Below are 22,616 nucleotides of genomic sequence, written 5' to 3'. Positions count from 1 at the left end.
GACTGTCTCGGTCGCCGCCGCATTCAAGAAGTCGTCTACCGAAGCTACGTCTTGCAGGGTTGCGCTTGTGCTGGACACACTTCGCGCACCCTGCCGCTTCGTAAGTGACGCTTTCTATGACACGCTCAGAGTACGCCGAAGACACCACCAAACACCCCACCAAGGATTCCGACGAGAATGGAGTACCCCAGCACACTCACGATGTGCTGGCGGACAACCGACATGCTGTGTCTGAGCCCATCAACCGCCCCCATGTCCTCGAGTACGATTGCCTGGCCGTAGAACTGGAGGAAAAAGAGTGCCAAGAGATACAGAAGCACGACGGCAGCGAGAACGGTTCCGAGGACGGCGAGCACAGCAGTGTTCGCTGATCCGAGGCCCCCGCTTCCGATGACGAAGATACCGCCGACCAGCGTGACGAAGAATACGACCAGCCCGAGAGCGACGTAAATCGCCATCAGGACCAGATACGCGACGAGGATCGAGACGTAGTTTGCCTTCCCGTCGTCGACAAACGTCTGCAGCGTCGTTCGCCCGGCGAGAGCTTCGTCGGCCATCCCGATTAACCCCCCTTGGAAGAACGGCGTGACAACGAACAACACGAGCGACAATCCAAGCGAAACCACACTGCTGAGCAGTGGATTGACTGCCTGCAGGGCTAACTGTGGTACTTGCAACACCGACAACACGAGTATCGGGGCGAGCACGACTGGGTTTCTGCGGAGGGCATTCGGCGTCCGGCGGAGGGCATTCAGGACAGCCATATCGGGGGTTCAATCGGGTGACGTGAAAAGATGTTCCCATGTAGATAGTTCTCGTTGCCTCTGTTGAAATCCTCAGAGTTTGATAGGTGCGGCGTACAACATACAGAGAGATGTGATCAGCAGGGTATCATTCGGTATTTTGTCTGGACGGGTGGGCCAGGACCTCTCGGTGAGGGAGTTGAATCGCCTCAGCCTCGGAAGACCCGGCGGAGGAAGTCGATGATGATGTGCGCGTCTTTGGTGAAACGATATCCGAGATAGATGACCAGACCGACGAGCAACGCGGCGAACGGTACGTACCACTCGAACCACAGGCAGACAGATAGGAAGAGTACGCCAGCGACGATTCCACCATTGCGTAACGATTGGCGGCGGAGCCAACGACGGTGTTCGTCGAAACTCCCGTCAGTGAGTAACAGCGGCACCTCGTCGGTCCCACGAAGAACCTTCTCGCCCTGCTCGACGTGGAGTTCGCCGCTGACGTTCACCGACGTCCCGTCAACCAGCGGGCGGGCTTCTAGCAGATAGCGGTCCAGATCGATGCTATCGTTGTGCCGTCGCACGTGACCTGCGAACCGTCGAAGGGATTGATACTCTGTACGGTTTCGGAGATAAGTGTACCACGAATCCCACGGGGGGATCGAGAACCGGTCCGATTTCATCATTCCGCCGACCTTCACCTGGCCGAGCGGTTTTGTCCCAGTCGTCGAACGGAGCCACGCTGGGTCAATACGGACCGGCTGGCCGTCAGTCATGACGCCGCAGCGGCCCCATTCCAGACCCGAGGCAAAGGTGTGCCACCGCTGGCGCTCCCAGCCCCACTCCTCAATCGTGAGGTTACTGTTGGTGTTGTCTGGGAACCGGGCTCGCCAGAGGTACGCACCGACGGCCCGGTCGGTATCTTCGACAGTTGCATCACCCATCGTGGCCGACTCTTCGACGACTAACTCTCCCGTAAGTGCTACTGACTCGCCCACACCCAGCGAACGGGATGTTTCACCGCTCTCCGTCGGCACTGCTCGGAGGACGATCAAGGCGGTCAGAGCTCGGTAGCCATAGGCGAGTGCAACCACCAGGAGGACAGCGATTATGAGGAGGATGATAGGTGGGGGCATATGTGAGTGGGGGATGTGCGACGATTGGTCTAGAGAGGTATAAATGGACGAAATAGACCAATCAGACTTCTGCGGAGGGCTGCGCAGCATGCAACTGCGCTACGGACGCCTCGTGGGTCTCGCCGTGTCGAGATTGGGGCCGGTTCCGACCCTCTCAACTTCTCGGTCAACGGCTTTAAGATGTGAGCACGAGGGGTGTACTGAATACAGACGATATAATCACCGTGATATCAATCAGTTGTTTCACTCCACGATTCATATAACTAACACGGCCACACTTTCACAGGATCTATGTCGAGGAATCTACCCAGTAAGTCCTCCAAGTCACCATGGTGGTACGGCGTTGCGTTCTTCATCGGAGTTTTTGGAGTCGTGCAGGCTTCGTACGGGATTCTTCACTTAGTGAGCGAACCACAGGCCGGTTCTCCACCAAGTCTAGTGCCCTCCGGTCCAGAGACTGGCTTGCTATTCTTACTCTCTATACTCACGGTGGCAGCGACCGTTCTAATCGGGAGCCTTCTAGCGCCACTGTACTCGTTATGTCTCTATCTCGATGTAAGAGCACTCCGTCGGAACAACAGCGGTTGGATACCAAACCGAGTGCTGTGGGGTGCTGTTGCCATACTGCACTTGGGTTCGTTTGTGTTTTCGGCCGTGCAACTAATTACGATTCCGGCCGGTGTAGTGTATCTCTACAGGCGTCACAAGAAAATCGGGCTGGGATGACCACGCGACGCCGTTTATTTGCGGTGGCCGATTCGCGCTCTGTATACACCAGCGGTTTTTGAACTGCTCATTGTCTGTCAGTAACAGCATGACCGATACAGAGAAGGGACTCGGCAAGTGGCTACTCAATTACGCCCGTTAGCAAATGGCTCGTATCCGGGCGTGCTAATTTGAGAACACTCCCCGTGTCGCCACTTACTCCGGTTCCTCGTCCTGGAGCTGTTCGACCTGAGCTTCCAACCTGCCGATTTTCCGCTCGATTCGGTCCAGACGGTCGCTGACACTCCCCCCTGACCGAATCCGGAGGAGAAAGTAGCCGAGGCCACCTAAGACCCCAACGAGAACCAGTAGATTGAGACCGAGGGCAATAACGAGCACAAGGAGTTCGGGACCACCTGGAATCTGGAGAGGGACCATTGCTCTCAGCAACGCAAAGAGTCAGTATATGATTTGGGGGAGTGGGTTCGATGGTGAGTTCAGGAGAGCAATAGATATGGACGAAATCATCATCAGCGGTTTCACCGAGATTCGATTGCAAAACTCGCACCCGCTATGCAACAGTGCTCCTTCCATCTACTCGGAGTCTGCCAGTACCGGCGAGAACGATACAGAGAGTGTAGTCAGCGGTAGGACTGGCATTTTAGTCGACATCAGTCGACTGACCCAAACAGTCGGTAGACGTACGAGCGTCTCTTTACCTTGATGAAGTACAACCGAGCAGACGGTCGTTTCGATATGTTCTGGTGATGTCCTCGAGGTTTCCCAAGCCGCGTTCAGTGGTCTCGACTCGACTGTGCGTTGGCCGGTCAACCGATCGTAACTACGGCCGTTCCACGCTTGTGTCCTGTGTCGACATAGCGATGTGCCTCGATGATCTCTGCAATTGGGTACCGTCGCCCGATCACCGGACGAATCTTCCCGGAGTCAATCAGTTCTCTTAGTTCCCCGAGGTACTTCTTCCGTACGTCCGCAGACTTCATCCCCGTGGCCGCAAAGACAGCTCGCCTGTTGCCGATCACCCTCGTCCGGACCATATCGAAGAGGATTCCCACCGAAGGGACAGTTGTCAGATACAGACCGCCCGGGTTCAGCGCGTCCACGAACTGCGCAAAAGACCCCTTGCCCACAGCATCGAAGATTACGTCGTACGTCTCGCCAGTCTCGGCAACGCCAGTCCTCGTGTAGTCAACGACCACGTCGGCACCGAGCGATCGCACGAAATCTAGGTTTCTGGTGCTACAGACGCCGGTGACCTCGGCACCGACGTTGGTGGCGAGCTGGACAGCGAACGTCCCGATGCCGCCCGAGGCCCCATTGATGAGAATAGACTGGTTAAGCTGAAGGTCGGCCACGTCCCGGAGGAACAGCATCGCTGTGAGGCCGTTATCGGCGACAGCGGCGGCCTCGGCGTCGCTCACACCCGTCGGTGTCAGTTCGATAGTACTGTCCTCGGGGACGCAGACGTACTCGGCGTGAGTACCAGACTCGGGCGCAGTCGTCCCGAATACCCGGTCGCCGACGGCGAAGTGGGTGACATCCCTGCCGACGGCCGTAATCTCCCCGGCGAACGCGTCCCCCGGGATGGATGTTGGACGTCGAAGGCCGCTGAAGAAACGGACAGGGAACGGTCGCCCTTCGCGCATCGCCGAGTTGGCCGGGCCGACGGTGGACGCGCGGACGCGAATCAGTACCTCATCGGGTTCCGGGGTGGGTTTCGGCACCGTGTTGAGTCGGAGGACTTCCGGGCCGCCGTACTCTGTGGCCGCTACGGCTTTCATTCTCGAGTCGGTCCTGACCGATTGTTCGGTGGCGGTCGTCGGCATTTCGATAGAATAGTAGGACGGCGAGTAGCGTAAGCTGAGTGCTAATTGGGAGAACTGTTCTTTTCGCAAGATAGGAGTGTACGCGATAGTACCTGGATAGTCCGGAAAATAAACGCGTGCTCCGTCGAACGCCCCCAACCACTCCAGGTCTGGAGCTACACGTAGGGTATACGCGTTTGGCTCCACACAGTAATTAGCACTGAAGAGGAATACTACAAGAATGAACAAGGAGCCAACGACGCTATGTCGCTTTGGCGCGTGAGGCCAGATCTGCGCAATTACTCTTGCAGTGATTTTCTGGTCTTTCGAAATGACAGATGGGGTCCTGGCAGCAGGTGTTGGATACCTTCTTGTGACGATGATAGGAATTATCGGTATTGCAAGAACAGAGTCGGCTATGGCCGGTCCAATTGTGTATCCATTCTTGGTTCCTGGGTTTGTCCCCCTCTATTATTTTGGGACCCAGCGAACAGGTAGGTGAATGAATATTTCGCAGGAAATTCCCGGTTCACCACTGCACAAAAACTGATATACCCTGCCTAGGGCTACATCCTCGCATATGCCCTCCCCATTCGAAAGCCCTGCGGTCCGCTACGGACTCAGTATCATCAATGCCGCGATTATTGCAGTCATCGCGCTTGCCCTGCTCGAGGGTACGATACGGTGGGTTGCGCTTGGCATCGCCGTCCTCGAAGTTGTGGTGACTCCACAGATTCTGAAACGGGCGGTCTGAAACACCGTCTGCATAATGCCTCTCAACACCCTCAAGGACCGTATTCGTCCAGCAGCACTCCTAGTCATGCTGGTAATCGTCGGCGCAGCCACGTACTTCGAATTTATCTACTACGGTCCGCCGTCACTGTATACAGTCGTCCTCTGGATAGTTGTGGTTCCGATGTTGCTTGTAGCGACCGTGAAGGGTATTCGAAGTCACCCACTCTACCAGCCACTCATTTACGGCGGCATGATTGCAATCGGTGCGCTCCAGTATCTCGATGGTGACTGGTTCATCCTCGCTGGACTATTCGTCATCGCTGGGATGGCCGGGGTGGCCGCAGAGATCCGCACGCGAATGAACACCACGTCAGAGACCGGGTGAAAGAAGCGTGAAACGACGCGAGCGAGTTTCATCTCCGACTGTCTCACCTGTTGGTGCAATCGTTCTACTAGGTGCGAATCTGCTTCCCCTCGTCGGTGTCCTCTTCTGGGAGTGGAGCCTCTGGTCCTTGTTGGTCATCTACTGGGCCGAAGCGTTCAGCGCGGTCCTTGTGGCCGCACTCAAGGTTCTGTTTGCCGAGCGTGGCTCGCCGAGTGTGACCGGTCAGATGGAGCCGTTACACGAACTCAGAGAGAAGCGGGGTGGCTGGGCAATTCGGGGTTCGTGGCCACCGGTCTATCCACGAAACATCCCGTTTGCGCTCTCACTGGTCGGGGGCTGGTCAGTGACGGTCTTTCCGCTGAGCATCGCCTATTGGCTGTCAGTAGATGCCCCGCCGGTGCTCACACTCAATCTTCTCTTTGGCCTCGGAACGCTCGTGTTCGCACAAGGAGTTGACTTCGTCACCGAGTACATCCATCGCGAGCAGTACACCGACGTCTCCGCCCGAGAGATAATGCGAACCCCTGCACAGCTCACGGCCCTTTTGTTGCCGCTCGCGTTGTTTGCCACTGGCGGCGGTCGGACGGGCGGGCTGGTGATTCTCGTCGGCGTAGTTCTTGGGAAATCTGCTGCGTCGCTGTACCGATTCTACGTAGAACATATCGGGAGGCCGGTGTTTGGACTCGGTGACTGGTTCGAGACCGACGAGAATTTGAGCGAGCCACCGCCAGAAATCGACCTTCCTGACGATGATGTCCAGGCGCGAGTCACCGTCAGTGCGAAGTCAGTGTTGCTGGGGAGTATCTGGGCAATCGCCTACGGCTTCGCGAACCGTCTGGGGCTGGGGGCACTCGTTGTCACAGGATTCGCAATTATCGCTCGTAACCCTGTGTGGATTGCAATTGGGCTCTTTGGAGTCGGTATCATTGTCTCCACACGTGTACTCAGCTACTTTTTTCGGTATGGGACAATCGAGTACCAGCGCCGCGGCAACCTTCTCGTTGCATATGATACACTACTTGAGGCGCCACAGTGGCATGTGCCAGTCAACTCCTCAACAACGTTCTCAGTAAAAAATGCAATCGCTGACCGCTTACTCAACACGGGTACACTGACGTTATCCAGTGAGGGCGGGCATGAGGATATGCAGTTAGGTCCAGTTGCGGATCTCGACTGCGTCGTCGACACGCTCAGGCTCCCTGTCGAAGAGACGGCACGACCGGACCGCGATCCTGTAGTGATTGGAGCCGCTAGCGTGCTGATGCTGTGTTTCGCAGCTGTGCCAGCAGGGCTGTTTGTCAGCTCCCAGATTAGCGACGCGATGGCAGGTACGATTACTATCGTGTTCGCTCCCTTCTTACTGCTCCCGGTCGGTGTGCTCCTCTGGGCGGCACTCTCGCGAATCTGACGCTCTGATTTTGTATCGTGTACAATATTCACGGAAGGAGACTATTGTTGGTTCATGAAGAGTGGTCTATGATTATCAGCAAGTATGAGCGGACACCTGATAATATACAAATCTGGTGGGCGAACTTCTCTGCCAGAATATTTCCACGTCAATTAAGCCCCAGTGCGTCGAGTTTTCACTGTGTCCCTGAATATTGGTTCCGCCTTAACTGGTGGATTTCGTCGTGTCGCGAATAGAAATGGAGCAGTTCTTGCCCTCGCATACGTGCTACTCGGAATCGTCTGGCAGGTAGCGTTCTACAGCGCGTTCGTCACGTGGCTGCAGGGCACAACGGTCTCGGCGACAGATGTAGCGCTTCCAACAGTCGAGGTTCCGATTGCGATCTCTGCAATTGTTGCAGTCGTCGCACTCCTGTTGCTCCAAGTAGCGGCCATTGTTTCGCTCCGAACGTTCGTCGGCGATCATGCCCGTTCGATCCCGTCGGAATACTACACCCGGAATATCGGCATCGTGCTAGTCAACGCGGTGGTGGGGAGTTTTGTCTATGGGCTCTTGGTGTTCCTCGGCTCACTCCTCCTCATTATCCCCGGTATCATCGCGTACGTAGCGTTCCTGTTCATGCTCGTCTACATCGCTGTTGAAGACGAGAATTTTATTGCTGCGCTTCGTGATAGCTGGACGCTAACGCGTGGGAACTGGCTTCCATTGTTCGGGCTGCTGCTGATTATTTTCGTCGGATTGAGCCTCATCCCGACTATTTTGTCGGTGATAGTCTCGTTCATTGTTGGCGCGCTTGCAGGTCCAGCGATAAGCACACTCGTCGCCGGGGTGATCACGCTGCCGTTCTCCGTGTTTGTCCTTGGATTCCTAGCAGAAGCGTTTGTCCAGTTACGTGGTGACGATACTACGTCTGAGTGGTAAGTTGTTCTTAGGACCACACCGATGGAGCGATTTTTGCGAGCGTTTACACGCAAGCGTGCTCTCTCATGGGCTACTGAGGGCGTTGGCCGAACCGCCGTGACCGCGTCGCTCGGCCAGCCACCCACCGAATCGCCCGGCGAGCCCACCAAACACCGCCACAATCCCCATAAGAACGACACCAAGGACGAGCACCATGGCAACACTGACGACACCGAACCACAGCGGATTCGAAATAGTCGGGATCGTCAGGAGCAGTTCACCCAGCACCCAAAGTGACGGCAAACCACCGACGAGCGCGGCTCGGACTCCGGTGGCGGTACTGTTCCCGCCGTGGCGCTTGACGAAATAGCCCGCAAGGGCGCTCCCGACCAGTACCATTTCGAGCATTATGTTTTCCGGGGACTGCCACGCTTCAAACGCAGTAAACGGGAAGGCAAGCAATCCTCCGAGCAGGGCGAACTTCCACGTCTTCGGGATATTGAGTTGGAGGGGCATCAGTTAGAGATTCTGTGGGTGGTAGTATTAATCTAGTCCAGAACCAACGGATTAGAGAACGTTCCGAACTACTCGGTGTGTGGAAAAAGTCAAACAGCTCTGTTGAAATCCTCAGTAACTGACGTTGTTTACCCGAGCGCGGTCAGTACAGAGTATAGGCTGGTCAAGGGAGCACCAAATAACTGTGCTGTACACATATTGGTCAGACCACGGTTATTAACCAGTAAAAAGACAACGCCCCAAACATGAATCAGACTGCACTGTATTCGATGCTAATCGGACTATCCCCCATCCTAGTGTTTTCGGGACATTCTAGTGGTACTATTCCAGCCGTCCTCCAGGCCATCGGAGGATTACTCGCTATCGTCAGTGGTGGGATTCTTCTCAGAGATGTGCTCAGCCATCCGACAAATGATGAGTAAACACACCTACTGAGCGGTTGTCCCGCTGCTATTTTCCGGAACTAAGTCAGATGCGCGGCATCGTCGTTTGAGTCCTCAAGCGCGATCGTCGACGGGACACCCATTGACCCAGGGTCCGAGGTTCGGTTCCCCTGTTTGACATCCACCCACGACTGAAGTCGTGGACATTCTCCTCGTATTTCTGTAACACTGGCTCAGGACACCATTTGGGGCGATATTCGGAGTCCTTTACTGACCCTGACAGCCATCTTTCGGAAGTAGCGTATCCGGGCCTCACTGATGAGTAGCATCTATTGTAGGTATCTATCACAGAGTGGGAGAGCGGTAGATACGCGTGTTAATCGACAGTTGACTCGTGGTCTCACTAGCAGAAGAAGACCGCTCTCGTCAAGCGTCTCACCGAGGTCGTATTCTGCAGTAACTATGCTCAAGTGAGACACTTTTTTAATTTTGCAGATTAATCACTCGATACCCTCCTCATGTCCACGTTTCTACTCGTCGCCGGTATTGTGCTCCTGATCATTGCGGGGTTCGCCGCAGTCTATGGCCGCCGCCAACACCGCAAGAGTGCACTCATTGAAACTACCGAGACAACTGATATCCGGGATATCAAAGAGGAGGGAGTCGTTGAACTCAAAGGCACCATACGTGCAGATGAGCCCTTTGACTCGCCAATAAAGGGCAAAGAGAGCACGCTCTCGGCCTGGGAAGTCGAAGAGTGGGACGAAAGAGGTGACTCCGAGATGTGGGAGACGCGCGCCACAGGTGTATACACGACGCCATTCGAGCTCGACGACGGAACTGGGCGCGTTCGTGTGAACATTGGTGATTACGTAAGCGACCCGTCCTCCGGGACCGGAGTTGACGAGATTCAGTTGGGCCCCATCGATGTCGACCGATTCCTCGCGAACGGTGTTACCGTGGACAATGTCCTCGCTTCGCTTGAGGGGTTCTCCGTTGAGACTTCCGTTCCACCAGACGCTGAGCCGCCTGAGCGCATTGAGACATTCATACAAGCAGAAGCTGGGGTGGCTACCCAAACAGACTCAATTACGAATATCCTCGATTTCGGGAACAAGCATGGCGAACGCCGCTATTATGAGGGTACACTTAGTCCAAGTGACGACATCTATCTTCTAGGAGAGGTTCGTGCTGCCCAGGACGCCACCTATCCCCTGAAACCAGAGAATGTTATTGTCACTGTCCCCGATAGTGGTCAGTTAATCATCTCGGATAAGTCAGAGAAGGAGCTCGTGGACTCTTTCAGCCAGTACAAGTACGCATATGTTGTTACTATACTTGCAGCCGTTACCGGTCTTGTAGCCGTTGTCATCGGTTCCGGGATGCTGTAGCCATAGCCCGTGCTGACTAATCCGATTCCTCCTGCCGAGCGCTGAAACTATATTCCCGACGACTGGCCGTGATTACAGTTGTGTGACAGCAAATCCATCTCAAAATAATTGAGCAATATCCCGCTCATAACCCGTCACACCAGCGGTTTCCATTCCACTTTTCTGGAGCAACCCTGAAATGCAAATGACTGGTTTGTCGTCACGGACTCTGCGACCTGCACCGAACGATTTGTAGATTGACATTCCGGACCCAATCAGCTCGAGGAGTCCCTGAGGGCTGAACCATACTCACTCGGCCGGTTCGAAACGCATAGACAAATGGTCTGACAAACGAGATTCGTTGTCCATGCCCTCCACTGACGAAGACCTCGCCATTCAGGCGACAGACCTCCGGAAGACCTATGGCTCCGAGGTTGCCCTCGACAGTCTCTCGCTTGCAATCCAGACAGGAACCGTCTATGGCTTTCTCGGCCCGAACGGCGCGGGAAAGACGACCACGATGCGGCTCCTGACCGGCCTCACACGGCCTTCTGACGGGACAACCCGCGTCTGTGGTGTCGACGTAGACGACAGACGCGCTCTTGCCCCGCACGTGGGCTATCTCCCCGAAACACCACCACTCTACGAAGAGTTCAGCGCCCGTGAACAGCTCGAATACGTCGCCGATCTTCGCGATATTCCACAAGCCGCCGCCCACGAGCGAATCGAGGAGTATCTCACCCGATTCGATCTAACCGAGGACGCCGACAAGCGAATCGAAGCGTACTCGAAGGGGATGCAACAGAAGACCGCGTTCATTCAAAGCGTCCTGCACGAGCCGGACGTCCTGTTCCTGGACGAACCAACGTCGGGGCTTGATCCCCGAGCGGCACGCACTATCCGTGAATCAATCACTGATTTCGCCGATGCGGGAACGACCGTGTTCCTGTCAACGCATATTCTTCCCGTCGTCGAAGCCGTCGCAGACGAGGTTGGCGTACTATTCGACGGGAAGCTCGTCGCCGAGGGAACGCCTGCTGAGGTACAGGCCCGTGCGGAGACGGGTGAGAGTGGGTCGCTTGAAGACGCCTTCCTCGCCGTCACCAGTGAACACGAAACAGCCGCGGCTCCCGAGGGAGAATGAATCTCCAGCAAGACGTTCGCCACGGGTTCCGAATCGGCCGCGCAGAGTTCGTTCGAAGTCTAAGGAGCTATAGTGGGAATACACGTCGTCTCGTTGGTCTCGGGATTGCTGTATTGTTCTTCGGCGGGAATCTCCTCTTCGCGCTCCCGACAGCGTACCTGCTCGGTCAGACTGCTCGCTCTGTCAGTGCAATTCCGTTCTTTGGACCTGCTGTGACCGCCATCCCCATCGTGTTCGTTCTGTTATCGATGCTCCGGACGCTCGAACGGATTGGCAGCATCGAAGCCGAGGAGCTCGTACTGACGACAGTCCATCCACGAGCAGTGGTTCTCGGACTCATCACCGCAGAGATTGGACGGCTACTTTTGTGGTTCGGACTCCCCGTAGGAGCGTTCGTAGCGGTGTTTTCACTGGGGCTGGGGTCGCCACTACTCTTGATCACGGGCGGCATCGTCGCCCTCCCGCTCATCTGCTGTACTGCCGTCTGGGGCTACGCCTGTGGCACTGGTGTACTGCGCCTCCTACGGCGTCTCCCCGGCGTCCATCGTCTCCTGAAGGTCGGAGGGATCATCGCGCTGATCGGTTTCGTCGTCGTCTCACAATTTGTCGGTCAGTACGTCGTCGAGGTCGGATTGCTACATCCGTACCTCTCGACGTTCACCTTCGACCCTTTCGTCGAGTACACTGCGCTCGCCTTCGTCGGAACGCAGATTGCTCAGCCACTATCGATACATTCGGTAGTGGTGTTTGGTGCGTTGATCGCGCTCACGCCGGTCGGCCTCGTCGTTGCAACCCGGCAGGCCTCGATTCTCTGGTTTACTGAAGAGTCGAATCGGAACACGTCGACACGAGCACGCACGTCGAGCGGTGGGTTCACCGCGCCACAGCCGTTCACCCGGGCCAAAGCGGGCCGTATCGCGTGGGGGATCCTCGTGCGTGGACGTCGACACCCACAGGAGCTGAGCCATCTCCTGATGGTCGTATTTTTCATTGGTCCGCTCGGTACGACTGTCGTTCAGGCCTCGAACGATGCCATCGGACTACTCCTTGCCGGGACAGGCGTTGGCCTCGGAACGTACCTCGCAGGAGCGAGCTTCGGACTGAACCCGCTCGGCGATGACCGACCCCAGTTGCCGCTGCTGTTACTCACCGAGACGACGCCTCGAACGATCGTCCGAGGACGACTCCTCGCCGGTGTTGCCGTTGGACTCCCAGTTGTCGTGCTCGTCCCACTCGTCTCGATTCTCCTCGGAACGCGACCAAGCTACGCTGCCGCATTCGCAGTGGTCGGAATTGGACTGTGCCTCGCTGCGGGGATGTTCGCAGTTGGGATCGGGTCGGCGTACCCCATCTACGAAGAGCGCGAGTTCTGGGGCTCCGAATCGGTCGTTCCGTCGACGCTCGTGATGCTGGGGTATCTGTTCGTCATCAGTGGTGGGACGGTTCTTGGGTTAGTTGTGACCTGGTTTGCGGTCACTGGAAACCTGGTCTTGACTCCGGTATTCCTCGTCGGGTTCACAGTATACCTACTGTTGACAGTCGGAGTGTCATACGGTTCATATCGGTATGCAATTTGGCGGTATCGGCAGTACACGTTAAACTAGAACAGCTTGTCGAGAAAGAAAGACACACAGCCTCGATCCATTCGAAGAGGTGAGTTCCAGCGGCAATCCAGTGAACTACCTTCCTCACTCGCCGCTGATACGGCTTATTCTTTAAGAGTAGGACTTGTTTGGACTCCTGTTTAGGTCATCACCGTCGCCGACCGAGAACAGCTCCAAGAAGAGACGCTTCAGTTCATGCTGGATGCTGAGGCCGGTGAACAAAGTGACCAGGACGAGAAGTCTGTGATCCAGTTCGGGAGCTACAACGGCCTCGGCGATAGCCACACACCACTGCGCTTGGAACTCATCCAAGTGATTGCTGAAGGAACCCCCCGAAGTATGTGCGAGGCTGCCCGCCTCGTCGACCGAGATGTCTCCGATGTCCACTCAGATCTCAAGTATCTGGAGGTCCTCGGGAGCCTCCAGCTCGAAGACGGCGGTCCCAGCGGAGCGATGCAGCCTGTCGTTCCCTTCGACCGTATCGAGGACGGTGTTACGTATCGTGGTATGCGTTTTGGACTTCATCAAGTAGATCGTCTGAGGCCGTCCACGTGTGCGCACGGTTGACCCGGTCCATCGACAACAGATAGTGTGCGAACATCGCGTCGTAGGCTGCGTACTGTTCTTCCTCAGTTTCGTAGGACCGGTAGAACGCCCTCGTTCGGTCTCGATACGTCGGTTGGTCGATGTAGCCTGCTTCCCATGCGTGGCCTCCTTTGGAGTGTTCATACACTCCCACGATGTTGTCGGAGTAGCTCGCTAAGAGCTTGAATTTCGACGTGAAGAACTCCGAAATATCCAGAATCTCGTCCATTAGGAACGCTTCAACCTCGTCGTCGGTGCTCGAAGGCTGGGCCTCGGACATGAGCTGGTCCCGTACTGCTTCCAGTCGTGGTCGCTCCTCCTCAGCATACGAACCGAGTACGAAGTACGATGTCGTGTTGATGAACCGACCGAGTTCCTCGTGCATCGCCGTCTGAATGGCCTCGACACGTTCAGGTGTGAGTGTCTCACCGGGGGTAGAACCCAATTTGTCGATAACCGCCCGCGTTCCGTCGTCGGTAGTCATATTGGCCATCACAAACCACCGCCACCTAACAGTACGGAAAACGGTCCGGAAGTGAAATGCGCACTAACTCTAACAACCACTTCGTATTTCACCGAAATGGTTATTTGACTGGGTGATGAAAATCTAGATACAATGTCCCGCCCCGATGTCACCTCGCTCAGGCCCAGCGAGGAGACGGCTGGCCTGAATCCGATTACCGCGTTGGGTTCGCTCGACGACACCACCCGCGCGAACATCGTCGGCACCATCGTTGGTCATCCGAAAGGTGCTCCCTCGAAGAAGGAGCTCGAATATTACAATCCGAGCGTCGCAGCATCGACACTCACCGATCATCTCTCCCGACTGAAGAAGGTAGGACTGGTCGAGGTTGTCGAACGTGACCGAGAAGGGCTCGAACGCGGCCAACCGTACCGGTTCTTCCGGCTCACCAACGCTGCCCGTGATCTCTTCGACCGGAACAACCTCTTTGAGCCCGGTGCGTATCGCGCCATGTTCGCCGAAGTCGAGAAAACAGACGAAATTGAGGCCGCCGAAGCCGTCGACCGCCCTGGCGATCAAGACTGAATGCCGTCGGATTGAGAGAGAGAGAGAGAGTGGAGACTCAAGTGGCCTCTTAGGCGTGTTAGTGAGTGTACACAAACTCTTGAGATGCTGACGGGCAACCTTCTGAGTGAGCGCAGCTACAGTGTCAGGTCTGCTATTACAGCTGGTGGCATTGAGAGAGCTACTGCTGATGGCGACGAATCTCATCGCGAACGATGGTCCTGATTTCCTGCTCCGGGAGGCTTGTGTCATCGGGAATAGCCGGTTCCTCGAGTGGTTCAAGTTCGTGAGCGGCAGCTTGGAGTCGTTCATCTTCAGCTTCGGCGTAGAAATAGAGGTCACGTCGGTCGTCGTAGAGGGCTCGCAGCGTTGACTCGGCAACAGGTGTTCCGTCAGCTGCTTCAGCGTAGGTGTAGCCGTGTTCGACGCGTTCGAGTGCACGTCGAATAGTCAGGAACTCGTCAGGGTTGACCTGGAGATAGCCGTCTTCGACATCGAACCCAGCTGGCGGCCGTCCAGTCCATCGGCCGGCCTCTTTCGCAGCGTCAATACCTGATTGAATCCGGCGGAGCTTCTGTTTGTGCTCAACCCGGGCGAGGTCGCCCATCACACCGGCGATAAGCTGACTCACCGCTCTGTCGACGAGGTCATCCTCAAGGCTGATTTCGAGTCCGACTTCTAAATCTTGGATGCCCGTTTCGTGGCTGAGACAGAATTCGAGGAAGTCGTGGATTTCGCCGGCGCCGAGTCGAGAAAGACGTGAGAGTTCGTGGACAACGACGACGTCTAGGGCCCCGTCTTCGATATCTGAACGGAGCCGCTGGTACTCTTCACCACGTTCAGTTTCAGTCCCGCTGATGATATCAGCGTAGGTGTGAATCTCTGGCTCGTCATACGTGTCTTCGGCAAACTCCCGAAGTTCGTTGAGCTGTCTTTGTGGGTTTTGATCTGTTGTCGAGACACGAGCGTAGATACCGATTTCGGGCATACTTTCTGCGGCCTCAACGGAGTATATAAGTTATCCACCTTTTGAGGGGGTCGTAGGAAGGACTAGCTTCTTGTGAATGATCAGAAATTCTTGGATTCTATTAAGTATATCGTGTATGGCAAATAAATTCATCACCGCCTCACCTTGATCCAGAAGCCATTTCAGAGACTTTGAGCACCTTCCACCTCAAATGTTCCAGAAAGACGAAAAATAAAGTGAGTTGGTTTATTCTACCAGTGTATGACTCCCATATCCGATGGAGGTGACGCTCCTCTTTCATCTTTGGCCGGACAACTCTCGCCAGATGAAGTCAACATGGATCTCACGATGTGTGGTCTCCTCGTCGACCGGGCTGAAGAATTGACTCAGCTATATGCAGACAAGGGGAACTGGAACGATGTGAAGGACATCTGGTTCGATGAGCGCCTCTCGAATCGGAGCACACGGGGGAGTTCTCAAAAAATCTATCGAGTGCTGACATCGCGGTTCAAAAATGCCCCAACGTCTCTCCCGAATCCGAGTGTTCTTCCACAGGTGTTTGATCAGTGTGATACGTCCCGAGATAAGGCACAACTCCTCTATCTGTATCTTGCTTCTGACGATAGTCTAGTCCGGTACGTCGTCCACGAATATAGTGCTCGTGTGATTCGGGGCGAGTCGAACCCACTGGATTTCTCGAACGAGACCCTCTCAACCATCCTCAACAACCTCACCTATTCCGATGGCAGTAGCTTCGATTACGCAGAGTCGACGACGGAACGGTGGTGCGAAGGAATAAGGTCTGTGATGCGTGAAATCGGTGTTCTCGAGGGACAACAAGCAGTAGAAGGGCACTTTCCGTCGGTAGGAACTGTCCCACTTCTCGTCGCATTGGACTATTCGTTCGAAACCGGCGATGACGATTGGATTACCGCCCCCCGAGGACTGCTATACCTCTTCCAACCGGAGCAACGCTGGGAAGAACTGTTCGACCGTGCCGCCAACACCACCGCATGGGAATATCTCGAACTTCACGGAGACCTGGACCTACGCCCCAGTGAAGGAACGTATTCATGGGTACACGATGGGGGTAACAGTTGATGGTCGATGCGAGTTGGTTTGAAGACCTTCCAGACGACTTCGAGGAATCGGTCCGTATCGACAGGGATGAACGCGATCATCGCGAGCGCGCCATCCAGTCATATCACGTAACGGCGGACTCTCAACGCTTCATTCGAGATTTCGTTGACCGGATGCTCGGCCAGGCGGACGATATGCGTACGGGGTCGAACTATTGGCTCTACGGCTATTACGGCAGCGGAAAGAGCCATCTTCTGACCGTCCTTGACGGACTACTCGACTCCGACTGGCTTGACGGACAATATAGCGATGTCTGGGATGACCTTACGCAAGTAACAGAAGATGCCAGTGTCGACCAATTGCGTGACCACTGGCGGAGTATCCACGAGGAATATTACGTCATCCCTGTCTCGATCAATCTCCTGAAATACCAGGGGCAAAAGCAACGGAGTTTCAGCGAGATCGTTCTCAGACACGCTCATCAGGACCCGCATCTGACCGGCGTCGACGACGAGATCTCGAGTGGACTCTCCTCACAGCTTGACGTCGCGTATTTCGAGAAGTGGTTCCGGACGACGGAAGCATGGCCTGGCCGCCAGACGCGTGCACAAGAAGTGCTTGAAACCGTTACTGCCGAGAGCGGTGGGTACGACTGGGATTCAGAGAATCTCTGGAAGGATATCCAGAGCTACAGTGCGCTCGCAGATGTGGTTCTACCCAAACTCTTCGAGGAGGTCAACGAAACTCGTGATGGGTACACGGACCTCAGACCTTCGGATATCGATCCAGAGGAAGTGGTGACACGGCTGAATCAACTGCGTGAAGAACGGGAAGAAGAGCTAGGGGAGCCGGTGAAGTTGGTGTTGCTTCTCGACGAAGTGAGTCTCTTTATCGGGACGGACTTCGAGCGCCTGACTGAACTCCAGACGCTCGCGGAGAATATCGACGATATCGGGGATGGCGACATCCAGCTCGTTGCGACTGCACAAGCCAAGATCGAAGACGTCCAGCCGAAGTTCGCCGCTCACGGTGCCGACTTTAGTATCGTCAAAGACCGCTTCCCGCACCGCTACCAGTTACCCAGCAAACACGTTGGCGACATCGCAAAACGGCGTCTGTTCGAGAAGTCCGATCAAGGCGAGGCCAGAGTTCGTGAGGTGCTCGACCAGGCCTCGGTAAAACCGACCGAATCACTGGTTTACAACGAGATCAAGCAGAATACGAAACCGCCACTCGACAGCATCGACGACGACGAGCTCGTCGAGTTCTACCCATTCCTCCCCTATCACGCTCCGCTGTTCCTCGAAATACTGTTCAACCTCAGGCAGGAAGCCCCCGATCCAGCAAAATCGATCTTCTCGGGGACCGCTCGCGCGATTCTCGCGCTCATGCACAATCTCCTCCAGAGTTGGGTTGAAGACGGAGAACCTGACCACGTCGTTACGTTGGTCGATTTCTATGAACTGATCAAACCAGAGCTGGAGGAGACCCTCGAGAAAGACGTTCGAGTCATCGGAGAGCTACCCGACGATGACGAGGTTGGAGAGAATGAGTCCCATGAAGGGGGGCGAAGTATCGCAGACGAAGTCGCGGATGGCAATCTGGAAGCGTTCGACCTCGACGTGGCGAAAGCGGTCTTGTTGCTGCAGCACGTCCACGATATCGTCCCACTGAACGAGGGGAACATCGCCGTCTCCGTGATGTCCGATCTCAACGGTCGGTCGTGGATCAGTACGCAAAACCGAGTCGAGGAGTCGCTGGGGCGCCTACAGAAGTTCATCCGGCCGACCGAGGACGAATCTGGTGCGAGATATCGGTTCGCCACACAGGAAGAGCGCCTCATCTATGACGATACCGAGGCAAACGAGGAGAACCCAGACTGGGATGCTATCCTCCACGCATTGGACGAGCATCTCTGGGAACGGATCATGCAGGATCTTTCTCTCCCGGAATCCGTTCCGTACAGTGAATCAGGTGACGAATATCCCGTCGCGTACGAATTTAGTCTCGACGGAGTCGGATTCGAGACAACCAGGGAAGCTGAGGGAGGGCTAGAAGTCTCCATTGCAGTGCAGGGCGTTCATCCAACCCATTCGCCAGACAATGGGGATGAAGAAACGCTGTACTGGGAGATAGACACTGACGGACTCGACGACCTTCGGAAGCACATCGTCGAGTGGTGGGCGCTTCGAGACGCGATTTCGACACACACCGTCCCGCCTGCTGTTGAACGCGATCTCGACCGGCGGGCTAGTGCTGTCAGAAGCAAACTCGCCAGCGCGATGCAGAGCGGCTCCTACACGGTGAAAGATCGAACGAACATCGGGAGCCTCACGAAAGCAGTGCAAACTGCCGTCGATGTCGGATACCCGGACGACTTCCATCCGATGATGCTCCAGGTGACCGACGACCGACTGCAGGAACTCGCCGAGCTTTCCACTGAAGATCCACTCCCAGCGTGGGCACATACGATACAGGTTCCCTCCTCGGATCCCTCCGCGAGTCAAGGAAAGAAAAGCATTCAGCGAAACGTGTTGTCGCTCACTGGCCGGCAGCTGAAGGACAAGGACGATGGCCTCAACATGAACACGGTCCTCGATGGGATTACCGACGAGAAGCCGTTCTACGATGAGGCCCGCCCTGCATTGTGTGCCATCATCTGGGGGTTCTGTCGTGAAGGCCGACTCGTTCCTGTCGACGAGGACGGGAATACCCTCGCAAACGAAGTCGTTCTTGATCAAGGCCAGCTATCGACGACGAGACTGAAACTCCTTCCACGTGAGCCGATCGGGAAACTGCTCGAAGAGGGGGGATTCAAGGAGACGACAGAGACTGTCGCTGATGGACTGATTAACCTCCAGAACGCGAATACACAGCTCCGTTCGGCGCTCACTGGTCTCCAAGAGGACATCCAATTGGTTGCAGACACGGACATCCGTTCGGACGCTGTCGCTGGCTTGCTTGACAGCCTCGTCGAAGAGTTATCAGAACGCATCGATGCAACCTCCGACCGACTCGCCGTCGTCAGGTCTCAGGGAGACGGACTTGGGGATGCGATTGAACAGACTAACGCCGGACAGGAATGGCTCGACGAAGTCGTCGATGTTTGGAACCGCCGGCTCCTATCGCTCTACCGTTACGACGCTCAACTGGCCGTCGGCGACAGTGAGTTCGAATGGATCGATGAGAAGGCGCAGTCATTGGTCGCGGAGCAGCGTGATGCGCTCCATACGTTCGATGGGAGTTGGTGGACAACCGATGGATGGAAAGTACTGGTTGGGAAGACTGCCACCGACTGTAGCGCCGAACTCCAGCGCTCGTGGGACGAGTACGTCGACGAGCACGGCCTCGCTGTATTCGCGGGGCGGCTAGAGGAACATCCGTGGGTCGTTCCTGCAACGGAACTCCCGTCGAGTGTGCATGTCGCCTTCGAGCGGACTTACATCACGCCGCTCCGTGAGCTCCGAAGCTGGTACGAAACCGTAGATGAGGCAGTCACGGCACTGGACGCAGATGACGAAGATACACTGGCCTCGGTGGCGGATGACATCGCTGGTGTGCAACCTCGGACAGACGCTACCGAAGATGACGTCGACGTCCTCGAATCCAGACTCGATCGCCTCTCTGTAATCGTTGGCGACCGGACACCCGACGACGTGGATCAAATCGGAGTTCTCCCGGACGACCGACAGGGAATCGATCAGCGCCTCGAACGTCTCGTCGAGAGCAGAGAGTTGGATGTAGAGCAGGCTGATTCAGGGGTGATCATTCGATGACTGACTCACCGTATCTCGCATTCAAAGAGAAGCTGTGTACGTTCGCTGATGGGCAAGCCGGCATCCGGAATCCATTCGTGATCGCAGCGGTCGATCCATCAGTCGAACACCGCGTTGCGGACCGACTCAGTGGATGGGCGACGGGCGCAGAAGAGCCGCCAGTAGTAGATAACGGAGTCACGGTCCAGCCGATTTGGCTCGACGAACTCCTTCCAAAGACGAAGGTCTACAATCTCTCGGTGGCACTTGGTGGCGAGACGACCGTTGAGCGAATTGAAGAGACGATGCAGGATCGGTTGGCAGAGGAACTCGTCGAAGAGATGATATCGAACGAGATCGACGACGACCGGCTGGGAACGCAACAGCACGTCGTCTTGCTTCTCAACCTCGGGAGCCTCTATCCGTTCACTCGTGCGTCCGAGCTCCTCGACGAACTCGACCGTCGCAACGTCAGGTCTACCATCGGCGTTCCATTCCCCGGCGACGTCGTCGGCGGGAAGCTGAGTTTCTTCGGCGGGGACTCGCGGCACTACTATCCAGCACATCAGATTGACGGGCAGATCCGGGAGGTGCATCTCCAACAATGACTATCAAAGAGCTATTCCGTAGCGATCCGACACGACAACTCGAAGAAGTCCAGAAGGTCAATGCGCGAGAGCGCGCAGAGACCGACGTCGCAGAGTTCCACGAGACTGAAAGTGCAAAGCGTGTGCTCACGGAGCTCGGAGAGGTCATCCAAACCCATCCGGGAGAAGCAGCACGCTTTCTCTATCTCCATGCGACCTTCGGATCAGGGAAAACCCACCTCCTGAAACTCATCGGGCTCGTCGCAGACAGTGAATCGGAATTCGCACATCTGGGTGATGAACTCGCGCAGCAGTGGCCCGGATTCGACAACCTCGCCCGCTCGATAGACGACTCACACGTCGAGCGCCTCAAGCCAGTCTTCCTGAATCTCCTCGACCGAGACGCCTCGAAAGAACCGCCGCTCCCGTTCCTCATCTTCGAGGCGATCGGTCGCGAACTCGGCTATCCGACAGACCCGAACTGGTTGCTCGAGTGGGCCTGGACCGTCGATATGGAATACGACGGTGTCTGGGACGCCCTCATCGATGCCGAGCACGACGGCCAGACGTTCGAGGACGTTCTCGAAGAACGGGCATCGTTACGCCGGTGGCTCTACGAAGCACTTCCGTCGTTGACGGAGACGGCGGGCACCGAGCTCGACAGTAAAGCTGGTGTCAAAGCATCCATCGAGCGAGCAGAGGACGATGTCGACCCAGAGTCGTTCGATCCCACGGAACTGGTACAGCGAGTTGAGACCGTCACTGATGCACTGAACGAAGATGGTCCTCGGACCGAATTGCTCCTCGGACTTGACGAGGTTGCGCTGTTCGTCGGCGATAGCCGGCATCGCTACCGCGAGTTCGAGGAGACGATGGAGGCCCTCCAACACGGCCCGAACCCGTTCGTTGATAATCCAGGGATCACCTACAACTACCGAGTCAGGTTTGAGGACGGTACTGGCGAAGTAATCCGTGAAGAAATACTTCCGGTCTTCGTCGATGCAGCACACAACGATCCCCAAGAGCGTCTTGGTCAGCGAGTCGTCGATGGAGACAGTATCAAAGGTTCGCCTGATGAGGAGTCGATTAGGGTCCTGCTGGAAAACGAGGGTGAGATGCGTTCGTCTGCCGACCGATACATTAGCCAACGAGTCGAGTCACGTCGAGACGAACTCCAGAAACGGAGGCGTGAAGAGACGCGACAGGAACTTGAAGATCTCGAAGTCTATGCGGAATCCGAACGGGAACGGATTGAGACCTTCATCGTCGATTACGAGCGGAAGGCAGAAACAGGGACGGACATGGATATCGCAATCAGAAGACAGCGGAATCGCCTTTCGAAGCTTGAAGACCGAATCGAGCAGCGCCGGCAGGAACTGCAACGGAAGTCACAGGTCATCTCGCTCGCTCCTGAAATCGAGAACCGCTGCTTAACTCTCTCGATATAGGGTGCCAAAGCAGAACCCGAGTTTGTACCTAGTATAGTACCATCGCTCAGATATCTATGTAGCAGACACAAATGCCACTCGTGATTTCTGCCAAATTCAAAAATCATATTCTAGATATGATGTCGGGAAATGTTGGGGTCGTGCTTCTCGCCAGATGCCCGACCAAGCAGACCAACATCCGTGCAGGAGACGCCTTTCGGCGGGAGATTCGAGCGACCAGAACGTATCTGGGAACCGTGGGAGATGCAGTGGCTGTATGCGTCCTCCGTGGCGAGCTAGTGTGAGTGCACACTACAATTTATCAGGAGTGGTCTC

At 55.9% G+C, this 22,616-nt stretch carries 20 protein-coding genes; 13 read left to right on the top strand and 7 right to left on the bottom strand.

The annotated features are described in order from the left end of the window. Window positions 1-125: 125 nt before the first annotated feature. From NDI86_RS20795 to NDI86_RS20780, 4 genes are all read right to left on the bottom strand, one after another. On the bottom strand, window positions 126-764 hold the full coding sequence (locus NDI86_RS20795; RefSeq protein WP_310902187.1) for a DUF7847 domain-containing protein: 639 nt from the start codon (window positions 762-764) through the stop codon (window positions 126-128). A gap of 188 nt (window positions 765-952) precedes the next feature. Further along, complete coding sequence (locus NDI86_RS20790) at window positions 953-1,879, bottom strand: hypothetical protein (RefSeq protein WP_310902186.1); 927 nt, start codon at window positions 1,877-1,879, stop codon at window positions 953-955. A 921-nt stretch (window positions 1,880-2,800) separates the two neighbouring features. Then, window positions 2,801-3,022: a hypothetical protein gene (locus NDI86_RS20785; RefSeq protein WP_310902185.1), complete on the bottom strand. Its 222-nt coding sequence runs from the start codon at window positions 3,020-3,022 to the stop codon at window positions 2,801-2,803. A 389-nt stretch (window positions 3,023-3,411) separates the two neighbouring features. After that, window positions 3,412-4,383: an NAD(P)-dependent alcohol dehydrogenase gene (locus NDI86_RS20780; RefSeq protein WP_310902184.1), complete on the bottom strand. Its 972-nt coding sequence runs from the start codon at window positions 4,381-4,383 to the stop codon at window positions 3,412-3,414. Window positions 4,384-4,987: 604 nt separating this feature from the next. Between NDI86_RS20780 and NDI86_RS20775 the strand changes: the two genes are divergently transcribed. From NDI86_RS20775 to NDI86_RS20760, 4 genes are all read left to right on the top strand, one after another. Then, window positions 4,988-5,161 carry a hypothetical protein gene (locus tag NDI86_RS20775; RefSeq protein ID WP_310902183.1) on the top strand — a complete coding sequence of 58 codons (174 nt, stop codon included), beginning with the start codon at window positions 4,988-4,990 and terminating at the stop codon, window positions 5,159-5,161. Between the two features lie 15 nt (window positions 5,162-5,176). Further along, window positions 5,177-5,527: a hypothetical protein gene (locus NDI86_RS20770; RefSeq protein ID WP_310902182.1), complete on the top strand. Its 351-nt coding sequence runs from the start codon at window positions 5,177-5,179 to the stop codon at window positions 5,525-5,527. 7 nt (window positions 5,528-5,534) lie between these two features. Continuing rightward, the gene (locus tag NDI86_RS20765; RefSeq protein WP_310902181.1) at window positions 5,535-6,935 is read left to right on the top strand and encodes a DUF6498-containing protein; all 1,401 of its coding nucleotides are present in this window, start codon (window positions 5,535-5,537) and stop codon (window positions 6,933-6,935) included. A gap of 180 nt (window positions 6,936-7,115) precedes the next feature. Then, window positions 7,116-7,856 carry a DUF7847 domain-containing protein gene (locus NDI86_RS20760; RefSeq protein ID WP_310902180.1) on the top strand — a complete coding sequence of 247 codons (741 nt, stop codon included), beginning with the start codon at window positions 7,116-7,118 and terminating at the stop codon, window positions 7,854-7,856. A 63-nt stretch (window positions 7,857-7,919) separates the two neighbouring features. On the opposite strand, the gene NDI86_RS20755 is transcribed toward NDI86_RS20760, so the two are convergent. Continuing rightward, window positions 7,920-8,351 (bottom strand): DUF5518 domain-containing protein, encoded by a 432-nt coding sequence (locus NDI86_RS20755; protein WP_310902179.1) that lies wholly within the window; start codon window positions 8,349-8,351, stop codon window positions 7,920-7,922. A 901-nt stretch (window positions 8,352-9,252) separates the two neighbouring features. On the opposite strand from NDI86_RS20755, the gene NDI86_RS20750 reads away from it, so the two are divergent. From NDI86_RS20750 to NDI86_RS22190, 4 genes are all read left to right on the top strand, one after another. Next, window positions 9,253-10,125 carry a hypothetical protein gene (locus NDI86_RS20750; RefSeq protein WP_310902178.1) on the top strand — a complete coding sequence of 291 codons (873 nt, stop codon included), beginning with the start codon at window positions 9,253-9,255 and terminating at the stop codon, window positions 10,123-10,125. Between the two features lie 346 nt (window positions 10,126-10,471). Further along, complete coding sequence (locus tag NDI86_RS20745) at window positions 10,472-11,248, top strand: ABC transporter ATP-binding protein (protein ID WP_310902177.1); 777 nt, start codon at window positions 10,472-10,474, stop codon at window positions 11,246-11,248. After that, the gene (locus tag NDI86_RS20740; RefSeq protein WP_310902176.1) at window positions 11,245-12,852 is read left to right on the top strand and encodes a hypothetical protein; all 1,608 of its coding nucleotides are present in this window, start codon (window positions 11,245-11,247) and stop codon (window positions 12,850-12,852) included. Before NDI86_RS20745 ends, NDI86_RS20740 begins: the two co-directional genes overlap by 4 nt. Window positions 12,853-12,999: 147 nt before the next feature. Then, window positions 13,000-13,419 (top strand): HVO_A0114 family putative DNA-binding protein, encoded by a 420-nt coding sequence (locus tag NDI86_RS22190; protein WP_417936302.1) that lies wholly within the window; start codon window positions 13,000-13,002, stop codon window positions 13,417-13,419. Here the strand turns inward: NDI86_RS22190 and NDI86_RS20730 are convergent. Next, window positions 13,346-13,921 carry a DUF8170 family protein gene (locus NDI86_RS20730; RefSeq protein ID WP_310902174.1) on the bottom strand — a complete coding sequence of 192 codons (576 nt, stop codon included), beginning with the start codon at window positions 13,919-13,921 and terminating at the stop codon, window positions 13,346-13,348. The genes NDI86_RS22190 and NDI86_RS20730 overlap by 74 nt on opposite strands. Before the next feature lie 132 nt (window positions 13,922-14,053). Between NDI86_RS20730 and NDI86_RS20725 the strand changes: the two genes are divergently transcribed. After that, the gene (locus tag NDI86_RS20725; RefSeq protein WP_310902173.1) at window positions 14,054-14,485 is read left to right on the top strand and encodes a helix-turn-helix domain-containing protein; all 432 of its coding nucleotides are present in this window, start codon (window positions 14,054-14,056) and stop codon (window positions 14,483-14,485) included. 160 nt (window positions 14,486-14,645) lie between these two features. Here the strand turns inward: NDI86_RS20725 and NDI86_RS20720 are convergent, their stop codons facing one another. Then, the gene (locus NDI86_RS20720; protein ID WP_310902172.1) at window positions 14,646-15,452 is read right to left on the bottom strand and encodes a recombinase family protein; all 807 of its coding nucleotides are present in this window, start codon (window positions 15,450-15,452) and stop codon (window positions 14,646-14,648) included. Between the two features lie 240 nt (window positions 15,453-15,692). Between NDI86_RS20720 and NDI86_RS20715 the strand changes: the two genes are divergently transcribed. From NDI86_RS20715 to NDI86_RS20700, 4 genes are read left to right on the top strand one after another with little or no spacing between them, the layout of a single operon-like run. Next, complete coding sequence (locus tag NDI86_RS20715; protein WP_310902171.1) at window positions 15,693-16,532, top strand: BrxA family protein; 840 nt, start codon at window positions 15,693-15,695, stop codon at window positions 16,530-16,532. Beyond that, the gene (locus NDI86_RS20710) at window positions 16,532-20,287 is read left to right on the top strand and encodes a hypothetical protein (RefSeq protein ID WP_310902170.1); all 3,756 of its coding nucleotides are present in this window, start codon (window positions 16,532-16,534) and stop codon (window positions 20,285-20,287) included. Before NDI86_RS20715 ends, NDI86_RS20710 begins: the two co-directional genes overlap by 1 nt. Further along, on the top strand, window positions 20,284-20,874 hold the full coding sequence (locus NDI86_RS20705) for a BREX protein BrxB domain-containing protein (RefSeq protein ID WP_310902169.1): 591 nt from the start codon (window positions 20,284-20,286) through the stop codon (window positions 20,872-20,874). The genes NDI86_RS20710 and NDI86_RS20705 overlap by 4 nt, the downstream gene beginning before the upstream one ends. Further along, window positions 20,871-22,301: a hypothetical protein gene (locus NDI86_RS20700; RefSeq protein WP_310902168.1), complete on the top strand. Its 1,431-nt coding sequence runs from the start codon at window positions 20,871-20,873 to the stop codon at window positions 22,299-22,301. Before NDI86_RS20705 ends, NDI86_RS20700 begins: the two co-directional genes overlap by 4 nt. Window positions 22,302-22,616: the final 315 nt, after the last annotated feature.

This window comes from Haloarcula onubensis (assembly GCF_031624605.1).
Taxonomy (GTDB): domain Archaea; phylum Halobacteriota; class Halobacteria; order Halobacteriales; family Haloarculaceae; genus Haloarcula; species Haloarcula onubensis.
The sequence above is the reverse complement of the archived record's forward strand: the minus strand, read 5'-3'. Positions and strand labels throughout refer to the sequence as shown.